The following is a 17,458-nucleotide window of genomic DNA, read 5'->3' as shown; positions in this document are numbered from 1 at the left end:
CTTACCTGAACGTCTTGCGCGGATCGAACGCGTCGCGCACGGCCTCGCCGATGAAAATCAAGAGCGACAGCATGATCGCGACCGAGAAGAAGCCGGAGAAACCGAGCCAGGGCGCCTGCACGTTGGACTTGCCCTGCGACAGCAGCTCGCCGAGCGACGGCGAGCCGGGCGGCAGTCCGAACCCCAGGAAGTCGAGCGCCGTCAGCGTCATCACCGAACTCGACACGATGAACGGCAGGAATGTCATGGTCGCGACCATCGCATTCGGCAACAGATGCCTGAACATGATGACCTTGTTCGACACGCCGAGCGCCCGCGCCGCCTGGATGTACTCGAAATTGCGCCCGCGCAGGAATTCCGCGCGCACAAGCCCGACCAGCGATACCCAGGAAAACAACAGCAGGATGCCGAGAAGCACGAAGAAACCGGGCACCAGCACCGACGACAGGATCAGCAGCAGATAGAGCGAAGGGATCGCGGTCCATATCTCGATGAACCGCTGGAACAACAGGTCGATCCAGCCGCCGAAATAGCCCTGCACCGCGCCGGCCGCGATGCCGACGACGGAGGAGACGATGGTCAGGCAGAGGCCGAACAGCACCGAGATGCGGAAGCCGTAGATCAGCCGCGCCACCACGTCGCGGCCCTGGTCGTCGGTGCCGAGCCAGTTGTATTCGAGATCGCGGCAGCTCTTGAGGCCCTTCTTCTCGACGACGGGCTTGCACTGCGCTTCCGTCAACATCCAGGTCGGCCGCGACGGCGCCGGCGTCGGCAGATCGAGATTGTGGGTGTCGTAGGAATAGCGGATCAGCGGCCAGACGATGCTGCCGCCCTTCTCCCTAATCAGCTTCTGCAAGTAGGGATCGCGATAGTCGGCCGCCGTTTCGAAGTCGCCGCCGAAAGTGGTTTCCGAATAGGTGACGACGGACGGCCAATAGAGGTGGCCATCATATTTGATCAGGAACGGCCGATCATTGGCGATCAGCTCGGCGAATAGCGACACCACAAACAGGATCAGGAAGATCCAGAAGGACCAATAGCCGCGCCGGTTCGCCTTGAAATTCTGCCACCGGCGCCTGTTGAGCGGCGATGGCACGAACGGTTTGCGCGTGATCGGCACGGCACTGCCGAGCGGCGACTTCGCAGTGGTTTCGATCGGCGTGGTGGGGGCGGCCAGTGTCATCAGACCTCCCGCGCCTCGAAATCGATCCGCGGATCAATCCACATATAGGTCAGGTCAGAGATCAGGTTAATCACGAGGCCGACAAGCGAGAAGATGAAGAGCGTGCCGAACACCACGGGGTAGTCGCGGTTGAGAACGCTTTCGAAACTGAGTAGTCCCAGTCCGTCCAGCGAGAAGATGGTCTCGATCAGAAGCGAGCCCGAGAAGAAGGCGTGGATAAAGGTGCTGGGAAAGCCGGCGATGACGATCAGCATCGCGTTGCGGAAGACGTGACCGTAAAGCACCCGGTTCTCGCTGCAGCCCTTCGCGCGCGCGGTCATCACATACTGCTTGCGGATCTCGTCCAGAAAGGAGTTCTTGGTCAGGAACGTCATGGTGGTGAACGCACCGAGCCCCATGGCGATCAGCGGCAGTGTCAAATGCCAGAAGTAGTCGATGATCTTCCAGTACCACGGAAACTGCGACCAACCGTCCGACGTCAGTCCGCGCAGCGGGAACCAGTTGAAGAACGAACCGCCGGCAAACAGGATGATCAGGAGGATCGCAAACAGGAAGCCGGGTATGGCATAGCCGAGCACGAGCACGCTCGATGTCCAGGTGTCGAAGCGCGTCCCATCCCTGACCGCCTTGCGGATGCCGAGCGGAATCGAGATCAGGTAAGTGAGCAACGTCAGCCAAATGCCGAGCGAGATCGAGACCGGCAACTTCTCCTTGACGAGCTGGAGCACGCTGACATCGCGAAAATAGCTCTTGCCGAAATCGAAGCGGGCGAAATTCCAGACCATCAGCGCGAAGCGCTCAGGGGCCGGCTTGTCGAAGCCGAACTGCACTTCCAGCTTTTTGATGAAGTCGGGATCGAGGCCTTGCGCGCCGCGATATTTCGAATTGATGGCGTCGCCGCCGGCCCCCAACTGCCCCGGGGCGCGCTGCGCAAAGTCGCTGCCGCCCGAAATGCGCGAGGTCCCGCCGGTGTCGGCGCCCGAGAGCTGCGCGATCACGCGCTCGACCGGCCCGCCCGGCGCGAACTGTACGACAATGAAGGAGACGAAGAGGATCCCGAGCAAGGTCGGGATCATCAGCAGGATGCGGCGGGCGATATAGGCGCTCATGGCTGTTTCGCCTGCTCGAGCTTGGCAGCCTTGCCGCCGTCGTGCCACCAAATATCGGGGGCGCCAACGCCGTTGGCATAACGCGGCGGCTTCTGCGGATGGCCGAATTGGTCCCAATAAGCAAGCCGGTGCGTCTTGTTATACCATTGCGGCACCCAATAACGGCCGGCGCGAAACAGGCGATCGAAGGCGCGGCAAGCTATGGTCAAGTCCTCGCGGCTGTCGGCCGCCATGATCTTCTCGATCATGGCATCGATGGCCGGGCTGGCGACGCCCGCGAGATTGTACGAGCCCTTCGTTGCCGCGACCTGCGACGAGAAGAACGCGCGCATGGCGTCGCCCGGCGTTGCGGACATGCTGAAGCGTTGGATCGTCATATCGAAGTCGAAATCTTCCTGGCGCGCCTTATGTTGTACGGCATCGACGAGGCGCACGCTCGCTTCGATGCCGAGCGTCGCGAGATTCTTGATGTAGGGCCCATGGTGCGGCTGGAACGAAGCCTCGTCCAACAGGAATTCGATCCTGAAGACCTCACCGTTCGGCAGCATCCGCTTGCCGTCCTTGATCGGCAAGCCGGCATCGCTGAGCAGTTGCTGCGCCTTTCGCAAGAGGCTGCGATCCTGCCCGGAGCCGTCCGAGACTGGCGGCGTGAACGGTGCGGCGAACACCTCGTCGGGAACCTGGCCGCGAAACGGCTCCAGCAGCTTCAGCTCTTCCGGCGGCGGAGGCCCATCGCTCGCCATGAGGTCCGAGTTCTGAAATGGCGATACCGTGCGGGTATAAGCACCGTACATGATGGTCTTGTTGGTCCACTCGAAGTCGAAGGCGTCGATCAGTGCCTCACGCACGCGAGGATCCCTGAATTTTTCGCGCCGCGTGTTGATGAACCATCCTTGCGCGCCGGACGGCGTGTCGTCGGGCACGACCTCCATCTTGACCCGACCGTCCTTGACCGCGGGGAAGTCATAGCGGGTCGCCCAGATACGAGCAGTGAACTCTTCGCGGTAGAGATAGTTCTTGCCGGTGAAACCTTCAAAAGCGACATCGCGGTCGCGGTAGAATTCGTAGCGCACGACGTCAAAATTGTAGCTGCCGCGACAGGGGGGCAGATCGGCAGCCCACCAATCCTTGACGCGCTCGTATTCGATGTAGCGGTTGACCTCGAACTTGCCGACCTTGTACGGCCCCGAACCCAACGGGATCTCCAGAGACGTTTCGTCGAACGGACGGGAGGCATAGTAGGCTTTCGAGAAGATCGGCAGACTCGCCACATAGAGCGGCACGTCACGCGCGCGTCCCTTGGCGAAGGTCACGACCAGCGTCACCTCGTCGATCGCTTCCGCGCTGACCATGTCGCGCATCTGCACGATGATGAGCGGATGGCCCTTGGCCTTCAGCGACGTCAGCGAAAACGCCGCGTCGTGCGCGGTCAGCTTGGTGCCGTCGTGGAATTTCGCCTCGGGCCGCATCGTGAAGCGATAGACCAGCTTGTCTGCCGATATATTTACAGACTTGGCGGCAAGCCCGTACATCCCGTCCGGTTCGTCATTGGCGCGCAGCATCAGCGGCGCAAAGGTCATGTCCATGCCCTGCGCGCCATCGCCTTTGAGGATGAAGGCATTGAGCGAGTTGAAGGTCTGGTAGGACTGGTTGTAGGCGCGCACCGACGGGATCAGCGAGAAGGTGCCGCCCTTGGGCGCGTCGACATTGACGTAGTCGAAGTGATGGAAGTCGGCGGGATATTTGAGGTCGCCGAAGGCCGACATGCCGTGGGCCTCTGCAGGCATCTCGGACGCTGTCGCGCCCCGGAGCCAAGCGGCGCTGAACGCGCCACCGGCACCCAAGGCCAGCACATGCCGGCGTGAAAGCTGCGCCATGCGAGAAATGCCCTTCACGACTTCTTTGCGATCCGCGCCGCTTTGTCTGCGTCGTACCACCAGACGAACGGGAAGCCGGACAGACCGTATTTGGGCAATTCCGCCGGCCGGCCGAAGCGGTCCCAGCGCGCGGTGCGCACCTTTGGATAATTCCACTGGGGCACGACGTAGTGATTCCACAGCAGCACCCGATCCAGCGCCTTGGTCGCCGCAACCAGATCGTCGCGACCCTTGGCGTAGATCACGCGCTCGATCAGCTTGTCGACCGCCGGGTTCTTGATGCCGGTAATATTGCGCGAACCCGCAATGTCGGCCGTCTTCGATGACCAGAACTCGCGCTGCTCGTTGCCCGGCGACTGCGACTCGGGCCAGGGGTTGGTGACGATGTCGAAATCCCACTCCCGCGTCCTGTTCTCGTACTGGGTGGGATCCACCGTCCGCACGCTGACGGCAATGCCGAGCCGTTCCAGCGACGGCTTGTAGAACAGCGTGATCCGCTCGAAGCTTGGATCTGAGTTCAGCAATTCCAGGGAGAACTGGGCGCCGGTCTTGATGTCGATCAGCTTGCGCTCGCGCACCTCGTAGCCGGCTTCCTTGAACAGGCGCAGCGCCTCGCGCAGATTGTCGCGAACGGCTTCCGGACTGCCGCCGACCGGGTTGGTGTAGGCCGTCGTGAAGACTTCGGGCGGGACCTCGGCGCGGACTGTCTCGAGTATCTCGAGCTCCTTGCCCTGCGGCAGCCCGGTCGCCATCAGCTCATCAATGCCATCGAAATAACTGCTGATGCGCTTGTACTGGCCGTAGAAGATCTGCTTGTTCATCTCCTCGAAGTCGAAGGCGTAATTGAGCGCGCGTCGCACGCGCGGATCCTTAAACTTGGCGCGGCGCAGGTTCGGCACGAAGGCCTGCATGACGCCCGAGCTGCGATTGGCGAACTCCTCGAGGATCACGCGCTTTTCGGTGACGGCCGGGAAGTCGTAGGCTGTCGCCCAATTCTTTGCGCTGTTCTCGGTGCGCCAATCCACCTGATCGGCCTTGAAAGCCTCGATCGCCACGGTGGCGTCGCGGAAATACTCATAGCGCAGCTCGTCGAAATTATTTCGGCCCACATTGGCGGCGAGATCGCGCCCCCAATAATCCTTGACGCGCTCCAGCGCGATCGACCGCCCGGCAACGAATTCCTTGACCCGGTAGGGGCCCGAACCCAGCGGCACTTCGAGCGTGGTGGCGGAGACATCGCGCTTGCGGCCCTGCGCGTCGGTGCCCTCCCACCAATGCTTCGGCAGGACCGTGAGCTGCCCAACGATCTGCGGCAATTCGCGGTTGCCCGGCGCGTCGAACACGAACTTTACCTCACGCTCGCCGACCTTCTCGGCTTTCACCACATGGCTGTAATAGGCCGAGTACTGCGGGTGGTGCTTCTTGAAGGAATCGAGCGAGAAGATCACGTCGTCCGCGGTAACCGGCTTGCCGTCGTGCCATTTGGCTTGCGGCCGCAAGCGGTAAGTCACGAAGGAGAAATCATCCGGATGGCTGACGGCCTCGGCCAGCGCGCCGTATTCGGTCGAGACTTCGTCGAGCGAGGCCGTCGTGAGGGATTCGTAGATGAATGCCACGGCACCGGCGACTTGCCCCTTCACACCGGAGACGACGATATTGAAATTGTCGAATGTCCCGACGGCGATCTGGCGCGCGACGCCGCCTTTTGGCGCTTCCGGATTGACGTAGTCGAAGCGCTTGAAGTCCGCAGGGTATTTGACCTGTCCGAACAGCGACAGCGCGTGCCGCCAAGTCGGCTCGCTGGCGGATTGCGCGTGTGCCACGCCGACGCCGGAAAGGCCCCCTACGGAACCAAGGGCGGGGAGCGTTGCGGCAGCGGTGCCAGTGAGCAGGAGATCGCGTCGGGTAATGGCCAAATCAACATTCCTGTCTTGAAGGAGGCTACTCCTTTAAGGTCCCAATATAGGCGAGGTTTCGACGGAATATGTTGCTTTTTCCTCATCTTGGAAGCCCGGCTGGCCGATCGCTGCGGCCAAACGCCCCGATAACAACGCCGCGAGGCCCGGATAAGCAAACGGCCGGGCTTTGAGCCCGGCCGCGTACCAAGATCGAAATCGACAGGCCTTACTTCGCCGCGGTCGGCAGCGGCTTCGGGCTGTCGGAGAGACTGTTCAGGTAAGCGATCACGTCGGCGCGCTCGCTATCCTTCGGGATGCCGGCAAAGCCCATCGCGGTGCCCGGGACAGCCGCCTTGGGATTGGCGATGAACTTGTTGAGCGCATCGAAGTCCCAGGTGCCGCCCTTGGCCTTCATCGCAGCCGAGAAGTTGAAGCCGCCGCGGCCTTCGCCAACATGGTCGCCGACGACGCCGTAGAGGTTCGGACCGACACGGTTCGGGCCGCCCTTCTCGAACGTGTGGCAGGCGCCGCACTTCTTGGCGGCGGAGGCGCCCTTCTCGACCGAGGCGGTCTGGAGCAGCTTTTCGATCGGTTCGGCGGCCGCGGGGGCAGCGCCGCCTTCCTTGCCGTGACCGGCGTCTTCCTTCACCGCGATCTCGAAGCCCGGCTTTTCCGGCATCTTAGGCGAGAACAGCGCACTCGCGGTGAAGCTCGTCACCAGCAGAAGGAGACAGGTGCCGAGCACGGCACCGAGAATCTTGTTCAGTTCGAAAGAGTCCATTGCCGGCCAGGCCCCACACCGCAAGAAGGATCGAGCGGCCCAATGCGGCCGCCAGGACGAGCCTCGGAGAATCAACGTTCCTTTATTGTTTCCCCGAGTTTTGCCATTGAGATATCGGTTTGCCCGGGGTCTGGCAACCCGTATAAGCGAGCGGGCTTCACGCCCGTCCCCACCCCATTTCTCGGCGCGGAAAACGCCCCGTTTCCAGGCCCTTGAACCATGATCGATCCCCGCATCCTGGTGCTGATTCCAGCCCGCATGGCCGCCACCCGCCTGCCCGGCAAGCCGCTCGCCGATATCGCGGGGCAGCCGATGATCGTGCACGTGATGCGCCGCGCCGAGGCCGCCGGGATAGGCCGGGTCGCGGTCGCAACCGACACCGCGGAGATCGCGTCCGTCGTGACCGCCCATGGCGGCGAGGCCGTGATGACCCGCCCGGAGCACCCGTCCGGCTCCGACCGCATCCACGAGGCCATGCAGAAGCTCGATCCGGACGGCAAAGCCGAGATCGTGGTCAATCTCCAGGGCGATTTCCCGACCATCACGATCGACAACATCCGCGAGGTGCTGCCGCCGCTGCAAGACCCTGTCGTGGACATCGCAACGCTGGCTTCGCAGATCCACACCGAGGAGGAGGACCTCGCGCCCAGCGTCGTGAAGGCGATCGGGACCTCGCTCGGCGGCAGACGCATGCGCGCACTTTATTTCACCCGCGCCACCGCGCCGACCGGCGACGGGCCGCGCTACCACCATATCGGCCTCTACGCCTATCGCCGCGCCGCGCTGGAGCGCTACGTCTCACTGCCGCCTTCGCCGCTGGAATTGCAGGAGAAGCTCGAGCAGCTCCGGGCGCTTGAGGCCGGAATGCGCATCGACTTCACCATTGTCGATACCGTGCCCCGCGGGGTCGACACGCCGGCGGACCTGGAAACCGCCCGCAGCATCCTTTCCAAATCCTGAGCCGCTGTTACAAGGCCGAGCATGAGCAAGCTGAAAATCGCATTCCAGGGCGAGCCTGGCGCCAATTCCCACATCGCCATCGTCGAGGCCTATCCCGATGCCGAGCCGATGCCCTGCGCCACCTTCGAGGACGCCTTGTCGGCGATCGCGTCGGGCGAAGCCGATCTCGGCATGATCCCGATCGAGAATTCGGTCGCAGGCCGCGTCGCCGACATCCATCATTTGCTGCCGGCCTCCGGCCTCTTCATCATCGGCGAATGGTTTCTGCCGGTCCGGCATCAGCTGATGGCGGTGAAGGGGACCAGGCTCGAGGACATCAAGAGCGTCGAGAGCCACGTGCACGCGCTCGGCCAATGCCGGCGCATCATTCGCAAGCTTGGCATCAAGCCGATCGTGCACGCCGATACCGCCGGCAGCGCCCGCGACATTTCCGAGCGCAACGACAAGACCGTCGCCGCGATCGCCTCGCGCCTGGCCGCAAAGATTTACGGCCTCGACATTTTGGCCGAGGACATCGAGGACGAGGCCCACAACACCACGCGCTTCGTGGTGCTCGCGCGCGAACCGAAATGGGCCGCACAGGGCTCCGGTCCGCTGGTCACGACTTTTGTGTTCCGGGTGCGCAATTTGCCGGCCGCGCTCTACAAGGCGCTCGGTGGCTTTGCCACCAACGGCGTCAACATGACCAAGCTCGAGAGCTACATGGTCGACGGCAATTTCTTCGCCACCCAGTTTTACGCCGACGTCGACGGCCACCCTGATGACAAGGGCCTCGCTTTCGCGATCGAGGAGCTGAAATTCTTCTCGCGCGAATTCCGCATCGTCGGCGTGTATCCAGGCCACCCGTTCCGCGCGACGATGGAATAGTCTCGTGTCCCGGACGCGCGAAGCGCGAGCCGGAGCACGAGAGCCTTATCCGACCGCCTTAAGCCCGAACGCCTCCGCCAGCAGCGAATACGATTTCTTTCGCGCCTCGTGATCATAGACGGCGGTGATCACCATCAACTCGTCCGGCTTGCTTGCATCGATCAGTGGCTGAAGCGTCCTCTGCACCGTCGCCGGGTTACCGACGAACAGGCGCGAGCGGTTGCGCCGGATCGAGGTGCGCTCCGAGTCGGTATAGGGATAGGCCAGCGCCTCTTCGACGCTCGGCAACGGAAGATACTGGCCGCGGTCGCGGCGCAGGCGGTTGAGGTCGAAAGATGCGGCGAGCTTTTCGGCTTCGTCATCCGTGTCGGCTGTGATGACGGCGACCGCGAGGATCGCGCGCGGGCTCGAACTCCAGGCCGAGGGCTGAAAACGATTGCGATAATGCACCATCGCATCGATCGCATCGTGGGATGCAAAATGATGGGCGAATGCGAAGCCCATGCCGACCTGCGCGGCGAGCTCGGACGAATAATCGCTGGAGCCGAGCAGCCAGATCGGCGGCAACGGCGTATCGTCGGGCATCGCGACAACGTCGTGGTAGGGATGGCCCGAGGGGAATTCCCGGGTCTGCCACAGGATCAATTCGTGCAGCCGCTCGAGGAAATCGTCGCCTTCGCGGCGATCGAGCCGACTGCGCAGCGCATAGGCTGTGGCACCGTCGGTGCCGGGGGCGCGGCCGAGGCCGAGATCGATGCGACCCGGAAACAGCGCCTCCAGCATCTTGAAGCGCTCGGCCACGACCAGCGGCGCGTGATTGGGCAGCATCACGCCACCCGAGCCGACACGGATGTGCTTCGTCACCGCCGCGATCTGCCCGATCATCACGTCGGGCGCCGGGCTCGCGACGGAGGCGAGGTTGTGATGCTCGGCAAGCCAGTAGCGGACATAGCCGAGCCCGTCGGCATGGCGCGCCAGGTCGATGCTGTTGCGCAGTGCCGCGGCCGGCTTTGTGCCTGTTGTGACGACGGAGAGGTCGAGAACTGAGAGCGGGATCATGGCGCGTTAACGTAATGGAGAGCGGCGCAGCGGCAATGGGCAGGGCGCGCAGGTCTGACGTGCAGGCCGCGGGCTCGCGCGCCGGACCGCGCCACAGTGTTGGGACGAACACTAGTCTGATAACATGTCCTTCACACTGCCCACTTCAGAAATTTGCGCCAAATGGCCACTGATTCTGATTATATAACTGATATTACTATCGTTATAGCTGAATACCATCGTCCCACCTCGACTTCAAAGGCATCACACCAGCTACAATATTAACAAAAGTGGGCTACTTCCCATCTGCGATGGGCTGTCGTGCGCGGCCGCTTTGGCTTATCTTGACCTCTCCCAATGTAGACCTGACCGCCGGCCGCCAACGACCCGGCGCGCCCTTGGAGTGAGTGGTGCCCATGACTGACGCGACGATGCCTGCCCACACCGACGGGCAAGACGGGTACCTGAAGCGGCCTGCGATTTCCTTCGAGTTCTTTCCGCCCAAGACGGAAGATATGGAGCGCAATCTCTGGGACACCATCAACCGGCTGGCCCCGCTCGACCCGAAATTCGTCTCGGTGACCTATGGCGCCGGCGGCTCGACCCGTGAGCGCACCCACGCGACCATCTCGCGCATCCTGAAAGAAACCGCGCTGCTGCCGGCCGCGCATCTGACCTGCGTCGGCGCCTCGCGGGGCGAGATCGATGAGATCGTCGACCGCTACCACGAGGTCGGCGTCCGCCACATCGTGGCCTTGCGCGGCGATCCCGCGGGCGGCATCGGCACGGCCTATTCCAGCCATCCCGACGGCTACCAGAGCTCCGCCGACCTCGTCGCCGGCATCAAGAAGCGGCACGGCGATATCGAGGTATCGGTCTCGGCGTACCCCGAGAAGCACCCGGAGGCGCGCGACTTCGACGATGACATCGACACGCTGCAGGCCAAGGTGGATGCGGGTGCGACCCGCGCGATCACGCAGGTGTTCTTCGATAACGACCTCTATTTCCGCTATCTCGACCGCGTGCAAGCGCGCGGGATCAACATCCCGATCGTGCCGGGCATCATGCCCATGCATAATTTCAAGCAGGCTCGCAATTTCGTCACCCGCAACGGCACCTCCGTGCCGGACTGGATCGCCGCGAAGTTCGAGGGCCTCGATGAAGACGCCGAGACCCGCAAGCTGGTGGCGGCCACCGTCGCCGCCGGCCAGGTGCAGAAGCTGGCGAAGCACGGCGTCGACACCTTCCATTTCTACACCATGAACCGCGCCGATCTCGTGTTCGCGATCAGCCATTTGCTCGGCATCCGCGCCAAGAGCGCGCAGAAGGCGGCTTAAGACAGCATGACCGTATCCACCTCTCCCAAGCGAACCGCCCTGCTCAACGCCGCGCGCGAGCGCATTCTCGTGCTCGATGGCGCCATGGGCACGATGATCCAGAACCTCCAGTTCGACGAAGCCGCCTTCCGCGGCGAGCGCTTCAAGACCTTCCATCGCGATTTGCGCGGGAACAACGATCTCCTGATCCTGACCCAGCCGCAGGCGATCGAGGACATCCACGCCGCCTATTTGCGTGCCGGTGCCGACATCGTCGCCACCAACACCTTCTCCACGACCTCGATCGCGCAGGCCGATTACGATCTCGCCGACATCGTCTACGAGATGGCGCGCGAAGGCGCCCGCCTCGCCGGCAACGCCGCACGCCGCGTCGAGGCCGAGGACGGCAAGCCGCGCTTCGTCGCCGGCGCCATCGGACCGACCAACCGCACCGCCTCGATCTCGCCCGACGTGTCCAATCCCGGCTACCGCGCCGTCACGTTCGACGATCTGCGCAAATCCTATGGCGAGCAGATCAACGGCATGCTCGACGGCGGCGTCGATCTGCTGCTGGTCGAGACGATCTTCGACACGCTCAACGCAAAGGCGGCGCTGTACGCGATCGCCGAGATCACGGAAGAACGCGGCATGGACATGCCGGTGATGGTGTCGGGCACCATCACCGACAAGTCCGGCCGTCTGCTGTCCGGCCAGTTGCCGGAAGCGTTCTGGCATTCGGTGCAACACGCCAAGCCCATCACCATCGGCTTCAACTGCGCGCTCGGCGCGGAAGATCTGCGCGCGCATATCGCCGATATCGGCCGCGTCGCCGACACGCTCGTTTGTGCCTATCCCAATGCAGGCCTGCCCAACGAGTTCGGCCAGTATGACGAGACCCCGGAATACATGGCGCGCCTGGTCGGCGAGTTCGCGCGTGACGGCCTCGTCAATATCGTCGGCGGCTGCTGCGGCACCACGCCGGACCATATCGCTGCGATTGCGGCTGCGGTCGCGCCGCACAAGCCGCGCATCGTGCCGGAGATCGAACCTCGCTTGCGGCTCTCCGGCCTCGAGCCGTTCATCCTGACCGACGCCATTCCTTTCGTGAACGTCGGCGAGCGCACCAACGTCACCGGCTCCGCCCGCTTCCGCAAGCTGGTCACCGCCGGCGACTACACCGCCGCGCTGCAGGTGGCGCGCGACCAGGTAGAGAACGGCGCGCAGATCATCGACGTCAACATGGACGAGGGCCTTCTGGACTCGGAAGCCGCGATGGTGACCTTCCTCAACCTCGTCGCCGCCGAGCCCGACATTGCCCGCGTCCCCGTGATGGTCGACAGCTCGAAGTTCTCGGTGATCGAGGCCGGCCTGAAATGCGTGCAGGGCAAGCCGGTCGTCAACTCGATCTCGATGAAGGAAGGCGAGGACAAGTTCATTCACGAGGCCAAGATCGCCCGCCGCCACGGCGCGGCCGTCGTGGTGATGGCGTTCGACGAGGTCGGCCAGGCCGATACGTTCGCCCGCAAGACCGAGATCTGCAAGCGCGCCTACGACATTCTCGTGAACCGCGTCGGCTTCCCGCCGGAAGACATCATCTTCGATCCGAATATTTTCGCGATCGCAACCGGCATCGAGGAACACAACAATTACGGCGTCGACTTCATCGAGGCGACGCGCTGGATCCGCAAGAATCTGCCGGGCGCGCATATCTCGGGCGGCGTGTCCAATTTGTCGTTCTCGTTCCGCGGCAACGAACCGGTGCGCGAGGCCATGCACTCGGTGTTCCTGTATCACGCCATCAAGGCCGGCATGGACATGGGCATCGTCAATGCCGGGCAGATGATCGTCTATGACGACATCGATCCCGAATTGCGCCAGGTGTGCGAGGACGTCATCCTCAACCGCGACCCCGGTGCGTCCGAGCGTCTGCTGGCGCTCGCGGAAAGATTCCGCGGCAACAAGACCCAGACCAAGGAAGCCGATCTCGCCTGGCGCGAATGGCCGGTGGCGAAGCGGCTGTCGCATTCGCTGGTCCACGGGATCACCGAGTTCATCGAGCAGGATACCGAGGAGGCCCGCAAGGCCTCGAAGCGCCCGCTCGACGTGATCGAGGGTCCGCTGATGGCGGGCATGAACGTGGTCGGCGATCTCTTCGGCGACGGCAAGATGTTCCTGCCGCAGGTGGTGAAGTCGGCCCGCGTGATGAAGCAGGCTGTCGCCTGGCTGATGCCGTTCATGGAAGAAGAGAAGGCACGCAATCTCGCCAACGGCATCGGTACGGAAGGCTCCTCGTCCGCCGGCAAGATCGTGCTCGCGACCGTCAAGGGCGACGTCCACGATATCGGCAAGAACATCGTCGGCATCGTGCTCCAGTGCAACAATTACGAGGTCATCGACCTCGGCGTGATGGTGCCCGCGGCCAAGATCGTCGAGACGGTGAAGGCGGAGAAGGCCGACATCGTCGGGCTGTCCGGCCTGATCACGCCCTCGCTCGACGAGATGGCGTTCTTCGCCGCCGAATTGCAGCGCGAAGGCCTCAAGCTGCCGCTCTTGATCGGCGGCGCCACCACGAGCCGCGTGCATACGGCGGTGAAGATCGACCCGAGCTATCGCGCCGGCCCCGTGGTGCATGTCAACGACGCCAGCCGCGCGGTTGGTGTTGCGTCTGCTCTGCTGTCGCCCGAGAGGCGCGAGGCCTATGCCGCCGAAGTCCGCGCTGAATACGCAAAAATCTCGGACGCGCATATGCGCGCCCAGGCCGACAAGAAGCGGCTGAAGCTGGCGACCGCCCGCGCCAACCGCGTGCCGGTCGACTTTGCCGCGAACAAGCCGGTGAAGCCGACCTTCCTCGGCACCAGGAGCTTCGACGACTACGATCTCGCCGAGCTGGTGCCCTATATCGACTGGACGCCGTTCTTCCAGACCTGGGAGCTCGCCGGGCGCTTCCCCGCCATCCTCGACGATGCCAAGGTCGGCGAGGTCGCGCGCTCGCTCTACGACGATGCGCGCAAGATGCTCGACCTGATCGTCAAGGAGAAATGGTTCCGCGCGCGCGCCACCGTCGGCTTCTGGCCGGCCAATGCGCAGGGCGACGACATCGTGCTCTATGCCGACGAGAGCCGAACCAGGACGATCGCGACGCTGCACACGCTGCGCCAGCAGCTCGAGAAGCGCGAGGGCCGTTTCAACGCGGCGCTGTCCGACTTCGTCGCGCCCGCCATCACCGGCGTGCCCGATTATGTCGGCGGCTTCGTCGTCACCGCCGGCATCGGCGAGGATGTGGTCGCCGACCGCTTCAAGATGGCCAATGACGACTACTCGTCGATCCTGTGCAAGGCGCTGGCCGATCGCCTCGCCGAAGCCTTCGCGGAGCGCATGCATGCCCGCGTCCGCCGCGAGTTCTGGGCCTATGCGCCGGACGAGACGCTCTCGACTGACGAGTTGATCCTCGAAAAGTACCAGGGCATCCGTCCCGCTCCCGGCTATCCCGCGCAGCCCGATCACACCGAGAAGGCCACGCTGTTCGAGCTGCTCGACGCCGAAAACACCGCCGGCGTGAAGCTGACCGAGAGCTTTGCGATGTGGCCGGGCTCCTCCGTGTCGGGGCTCTATCTCGCCAATCCCGAGAGCTACTATTTCGGCGTCGGCAAGATCGAGCGCGATCAGGTCGAGGATTATGCTGCGCGCAAGGGCATGAGCGTCGCCGAGACCGAGCGCTGGCTCGCGCCGATCCTGAACTACATCCCGGCGCGAGAGGGCACGGCCGACAAGGCGGCATTCGCGGCAACACCGGCCAACGACGAAACGTCGAAGGAGCTTGCCTCGCATCCGCCGGGCTGCACCTGCGCGGTGCACCTGGTCTGGCAGAAGAAGCGCGCGGGCGCGGGCTAGGCGCCCTCCAAACAAAAAACGAGAAATCAACCCCATGCACAGTAGGCATGGGGTTGAAAAAGCTCGACAAATTTCGCCCTTCCCGAAATGGCTTGCGGCGTCGGGCAAAACACCTGTATGAATGCATGATCGCCGACCGCGCCCATTTGATACTCGCTGCCTCGTCCGCCGCGATCATGAGCGCGCGCCACACGTTCGGTGTCGAACGTTCGGTGTCGTCATGGCGGAAGCCAGGACTCATGCCGAGTGACCCATCGGTGACGATCGCGGGCACTACCGAACGACGAATCTTCGCCAAATGACCAACTGGGGTGATGGGTCCTGGCTTTCCCAGAACAATATCGGTGAAGCAAATGCTCAGCCTGTACCGGAACGACGCAGCACATCGAACAGCTGCGGATGCGCCCTCGCAAGAATCGGCCGCTTGTGAACTCGTTCACTTGTCCGCTCAACCTTGGTTCGCTACTGTCTCGGCCTACTACCTTTAACCGACGATTTGCTTGGGATCGAACATATGAAGCAGTTCATTGCACCGTTCGTCGCCGCGATCGCTCTCGTCGTGCTACCCACGATTGCCGCGGCGGACTGTCCGAAAGGCTATGTGCCATGCGGCGAGAAAAATCAGTTGTGCTGCCCGGGAAAGTAACAAGCCGCAAATGGCTTTGGCTTGGTAGCGGAGTTTTTGTCGCGATAGCCCTCGTGATGGTCTCGGTCTACGCGGGATTCCCGCGCAAGAAGCAGACCATCACGGCCATCCTCTCCGAGACCGGATATTTCGAGGTGGTGCCGCCAAGCACGTTCGGCGGCCCCGGCACGATCAACACGATCGAGTATCTGAGCAATGGCCGGGTGGAGCTGCATCCGACTTGCGAGGTCGATCCGACGCTGCTCACCGGCAAGATTCAAAAATCGCGGACCGTCGACCGCGACCTGAAGCAGTCGCTCGAGAAAAAGCTCGACGTGTCGGCCCAGGTCAGGGACAAGCTGTCGGCCGTCGCCGGAATGCAGCAGGTCGAGACCGTCAACCTCAAGCTCGAGAACGCCAACATTCTGCTGATATCCGACGAGTCGCTGATCTCGGCCCGCAACGCCTTGCTGAAAGCCGAGTGTGAAGACGCGGTCACCCAGAACGTTTCGAGCGGCGGCGTCGTGTGCCAGACGCGGTCCGTGCTGGAGGCCGACGTCGTCTACGAGATCAAATATCACAACACTATTTCGATGGAGGAGCGGGCCAAACTGACATCCGAGATCGCGACGAAGCTCGATCTTGACGTCCATGAGGGGGCGAACGACAAGGTCTCCGGCTCTCAATTGTTTTTCGGCATCAGACTGTCGCCAAATCCGATCGTGATGCACTCTGCTTCGGGCGAGATCAAGCCCTGCACGAGGAGATAGGATCGGCGCCGCACCCCTGACGTGAACGCAAAGCGCGTTCGCCGCGACCAATGGCGGTCGCCGCCGAAGCGCAGGGGAATCGGATGCTGAACGCCCAACAATTGATGTGGACCCAGATTGCCGCCGGCATCGCGGTGCTGCTGTTTGGATTGACGCTGTTCAACCTGATCCGCATGCGAGGCCGGATGGTCGCGGCGCGGAGCTGGGACAAGGTGGAGGGCATCATCACGGTCTCCCGGGTCGACCAGCCAACGGCACACACCTCGGACGATCGGAACGACGCCAAGCCCATCATCCGCTACCGCTATCAGGCCGGCGGCCAGGAGCTGGAAGGCGACAAGGTCTTTGTCGGCGGCACCGTCATCACGACGAGGGTCCTGGCCGCAAAACTGACCGGACGTTATCCGGTCGGCGCCCATGTCGACGTCCACGTCGATCCGAAGCAACCGACCGAGGCGCTGCTGGAGCCCGCCGCCGCGCAGAACGTCGCGGCACTGGTGGCGTTCACGATGGTGTTCGGCATCATCGCCGCCACGCTGACCGCGCATTCGTTCGCAGGCCACGTGCTCTACGCCGACAAGGGCGTGCCGCTGTTCGCGTTCGCGGTGCCGATCATCGTGCTCGTGGGCGGGGTGTTCCTCGCCGCCGATTATGTCCGGACGCGCCGGCTGGCGAGCGCCAGCCTGCGCTGGCCGACCGCTGCCGGCAGGGTCACCCATTGCGACGTGATCGAGGAAATCGTCGAGGAGAAGACCGAGCACGACAATCGACCGACGACTTCAAAGCTCGTCCACCGCTATCAGGTCGACCTGCGCTACGCCTACAGGGTCGGCAAGCGCGACTTCATCGGCACCGAAGTCGATTGGAACGGCACCATGATCTCCGGGTTGCGCGAGGTCGCCGCAGAGGGCGCTGCGAAATACAGGCCCGGGAAGAGCGTCCAGGTCTATTACGATCCGGACCAGCCGGGGCAGGCCGTGCTGGAGCCCGCAAGCCGGAAAGGCGCGCTGGGTCCGCTGATCGGCGCCGCGGTCTGCGCGGTTGTCGGCGGCCTCTTCCTGACAATCCTGATCAAGGTCGGGTTCGCATAGCGGCGCCGCGACGCGTCGTCTGTCGATCGAGCGTAAAGGCGGCGCCACACTC

General features: G+C 63.3%; 14 protein-coding genes. 8 read left to right on the top strand and 6 right to left on the bottom strand.

Annotated features, from left to right (window positions below):
* Position 1: 1 nt before the first annotated feature.
* The 5 genes from N551_RS0130755 to N551_RS0130735 form a co-directional block, all read right to left on the bottom strand.
* The gene (locus N551_RS0130755; protein ID WP_027570189.1) at positions 2-1,183 is read right to left on the bottom strand and encodes an ABC transporter permease; all 1,182 of its coding nucleotides are present in this window, start codon (positions 1,181-1,183) and stop codon (positions 2-4) included.
* A complete protein-coding gene (locus tag N551_RS0130750; protein ID WP_007605353.1) occupies positions 1,183-2,292 on the bottom strand; it encodes a microcin C ABC transporter permease YejB in 1,110 nt (369 codons plus the stop codon). Before N551_RS0130750 ends, N551_RS0130755 begins: the two co-directional genes overlap by 1 nt.
* Positions 2,289-4,169 carry an extracellular solute-binding protein gene (locus tag N551_RS0130745; RefSeq protein WP_027570188.1) on the bottom strand — a complete coding sequence of 627 codons (1,881 nt, stop codon included), beginning with the start codon at positions 4,167-4,169 and terminating at the stop codon, positions 2,289-2,291. The genes N551_RS0130750 and N551_RS0130745 overlap by 4 nt, the downstream gene beginning before the upstream one ends.
* A 14-nt stretch (positions 4,170-4,183) precedes the next feature.
* Positions 4,184-6,085: an extracellular solute-binding protein gene (locus N551_RS0130740; RefSeq protein ID WP_027570187.1), complete on the bottom strand. Its 1,902-nt coding sequence runs from the start codon at positions 6,083-6,085 to the stop codon at positions 4,184-4,186.
* Positions 6,086-6,293: 208 nt separating this feature from the next.
* Positions 6,294-6,848 carry a cytochrome c family protein gene (locus tag N551_RS0130735; protein WP_027570186.1) on the bottom strand — a complete coding sequence of 185 codons (555 nt, stop codon included), beginning with the start codon at positions 6,846-6,848 and terminating at the stop codon, positions 6,294-6,296.
* A gap of 219 nt (positions 6,849-7,067) precedes the next feature.
* On the opposite strand from N551_RS0130735, the gene N551_RS0130730 reads away from it, so the two are divergent.
* Both N551_RS0130730 and N551_RS0130725 read left to right on the top strand, forming a co-directional pair.
* Positions 7,068-7,808 carry a 3-deoxy-manno-octulosonate cytidylyltransferase gene (locus tag N551_RS0130730; protein WP_027515424.1) on the top strand — a complete coding sequence of 247 codons (741 nt, stop codon included), beginning with the start codon at positions 7,068-7,070 and terminating at the stop codon, positions 7,806-7,808.
* A gap of 21 nt (positions 7,809-7,829) precedes the next feature.
* Complete coding sequence (locus tag N551_RS0130725) at positions 7,830-8,675, top strand: prephenate dehydratase (protein WP_027570185.1); 846 nt, start codon at positions 7,830-7,832, stop codon at positions 8,673-8,675.
* Positions 8,676-8,720: 45 nt separating this feature from the next.
* On the opposite strand, the gene N551_RS0130720 is transcribed toward N551_RS0130725, so the two are convergent.
* Positions 8,721-9,734 (bottom strand): LLM class flavin-dependent oxidoreductase, encoded by a 1,014-nt coding sequence (locus tag N551_RS0130720; RefSeq protein WP_027570184.1) that lies wholly within the window; start codon positions 9,732-9,734, stop codon positions 8,721-8,723.
* 395 nt (positions 9,735-10,129) lie between these two features.
* Between N551_RS0130720 and metF the strand changes: the two genes are divergently transcribed.
* The 6 genes from metF (at position 10,130) to N551_RS0130695 (ending at position 17,406) form a co-directional block, all read left to right on the top strand.
* Positions 10,130-11,050, top strand: a complete 921-nt coding sequence (metF, locus tag N551_RS0130715) for a methylenetetrahydrofolate reductase [NAD(P)H] (protein WP_027570183.1) — start codon at positions 10,130-10,132, stop codon at positions 11,048-11,050.
* 6 nt (positions 11,051-11,056) lie between these two features.
* On the top strand, positions 11,057-14,920 hold the full coding sequence (gene metH / locus N551_RS0130710) for a methionine synthase (RefSeq protein ID WP_027570182.1): 3,864 nt from the start codon (positions 11,057-11,059) through the stop codon (positions 14,918-14,920).
* A gap of 53 nt (positions 14,921-14,973) precedes the next feature.
* Complete coding sequence (locus N551_RS38485; RefSeq protein ID WP_155810035.1) at positions 14,974-15,222, top strand: hypothetical protein; 249 nt, start codon at positions 14,974-14,976, stop codon at positions 15,220-15,222.
* Positions 15,223-15,434: 212 nt separating this feature from the next.
* The gene (locus N551_RS39610) at positions 15,435-15,566 is read left to right on the top strand and encodes a hypothetical protein (RefSeq protein ID WP_256379063.1); all 132 of its coding nucleotides are present in this window, start codon (positions 15,435-15,437) and stop codon (positions 15,564-15,566) included.
* Positions 15,567-15,622: 56 nt separating this feature from the next.
* Positions 15,623-16,315, top strand: a complete 693-nt coding sequence (locus N551_RS0130700) for a hypothetical protein (RefSeq protein WP_245287899.1) — start codon at positions 15,623-15,625, stop codon at positions 16,313-16,315.
* A gap of 83 nt (positions 16,316-16,398) precedes the next feature.
* Positions 16,399-17,406 carry a DUF3592 domain-containing protein gene (locus tag N551_RS0130695; protein WP_155810034.1) on the top strand — a complete coding sequence of 336 codons (1,008 nt, stop codon included), beginning with the start codon at positions 16,399-16,401 and terminating at the stop codon, positions 17,404-17,406.
* Positions 17,407-17,458: the final 52 nt, after the last annotated feature.

Source organism: Bradyrhizobium sp. URHA0013, from assembly GCF_000518345.1.
Lineage (GTDB): Bacteria > Pseudomonadota > Alphaproteobacteria > Rhizobiales > Xanthobacteraceae > Bradyrhizobium.
Note: the sequence above shows the minus strand (reverse complement) of the source record. Positions and strands in the feature narration are given on the sequence as shown.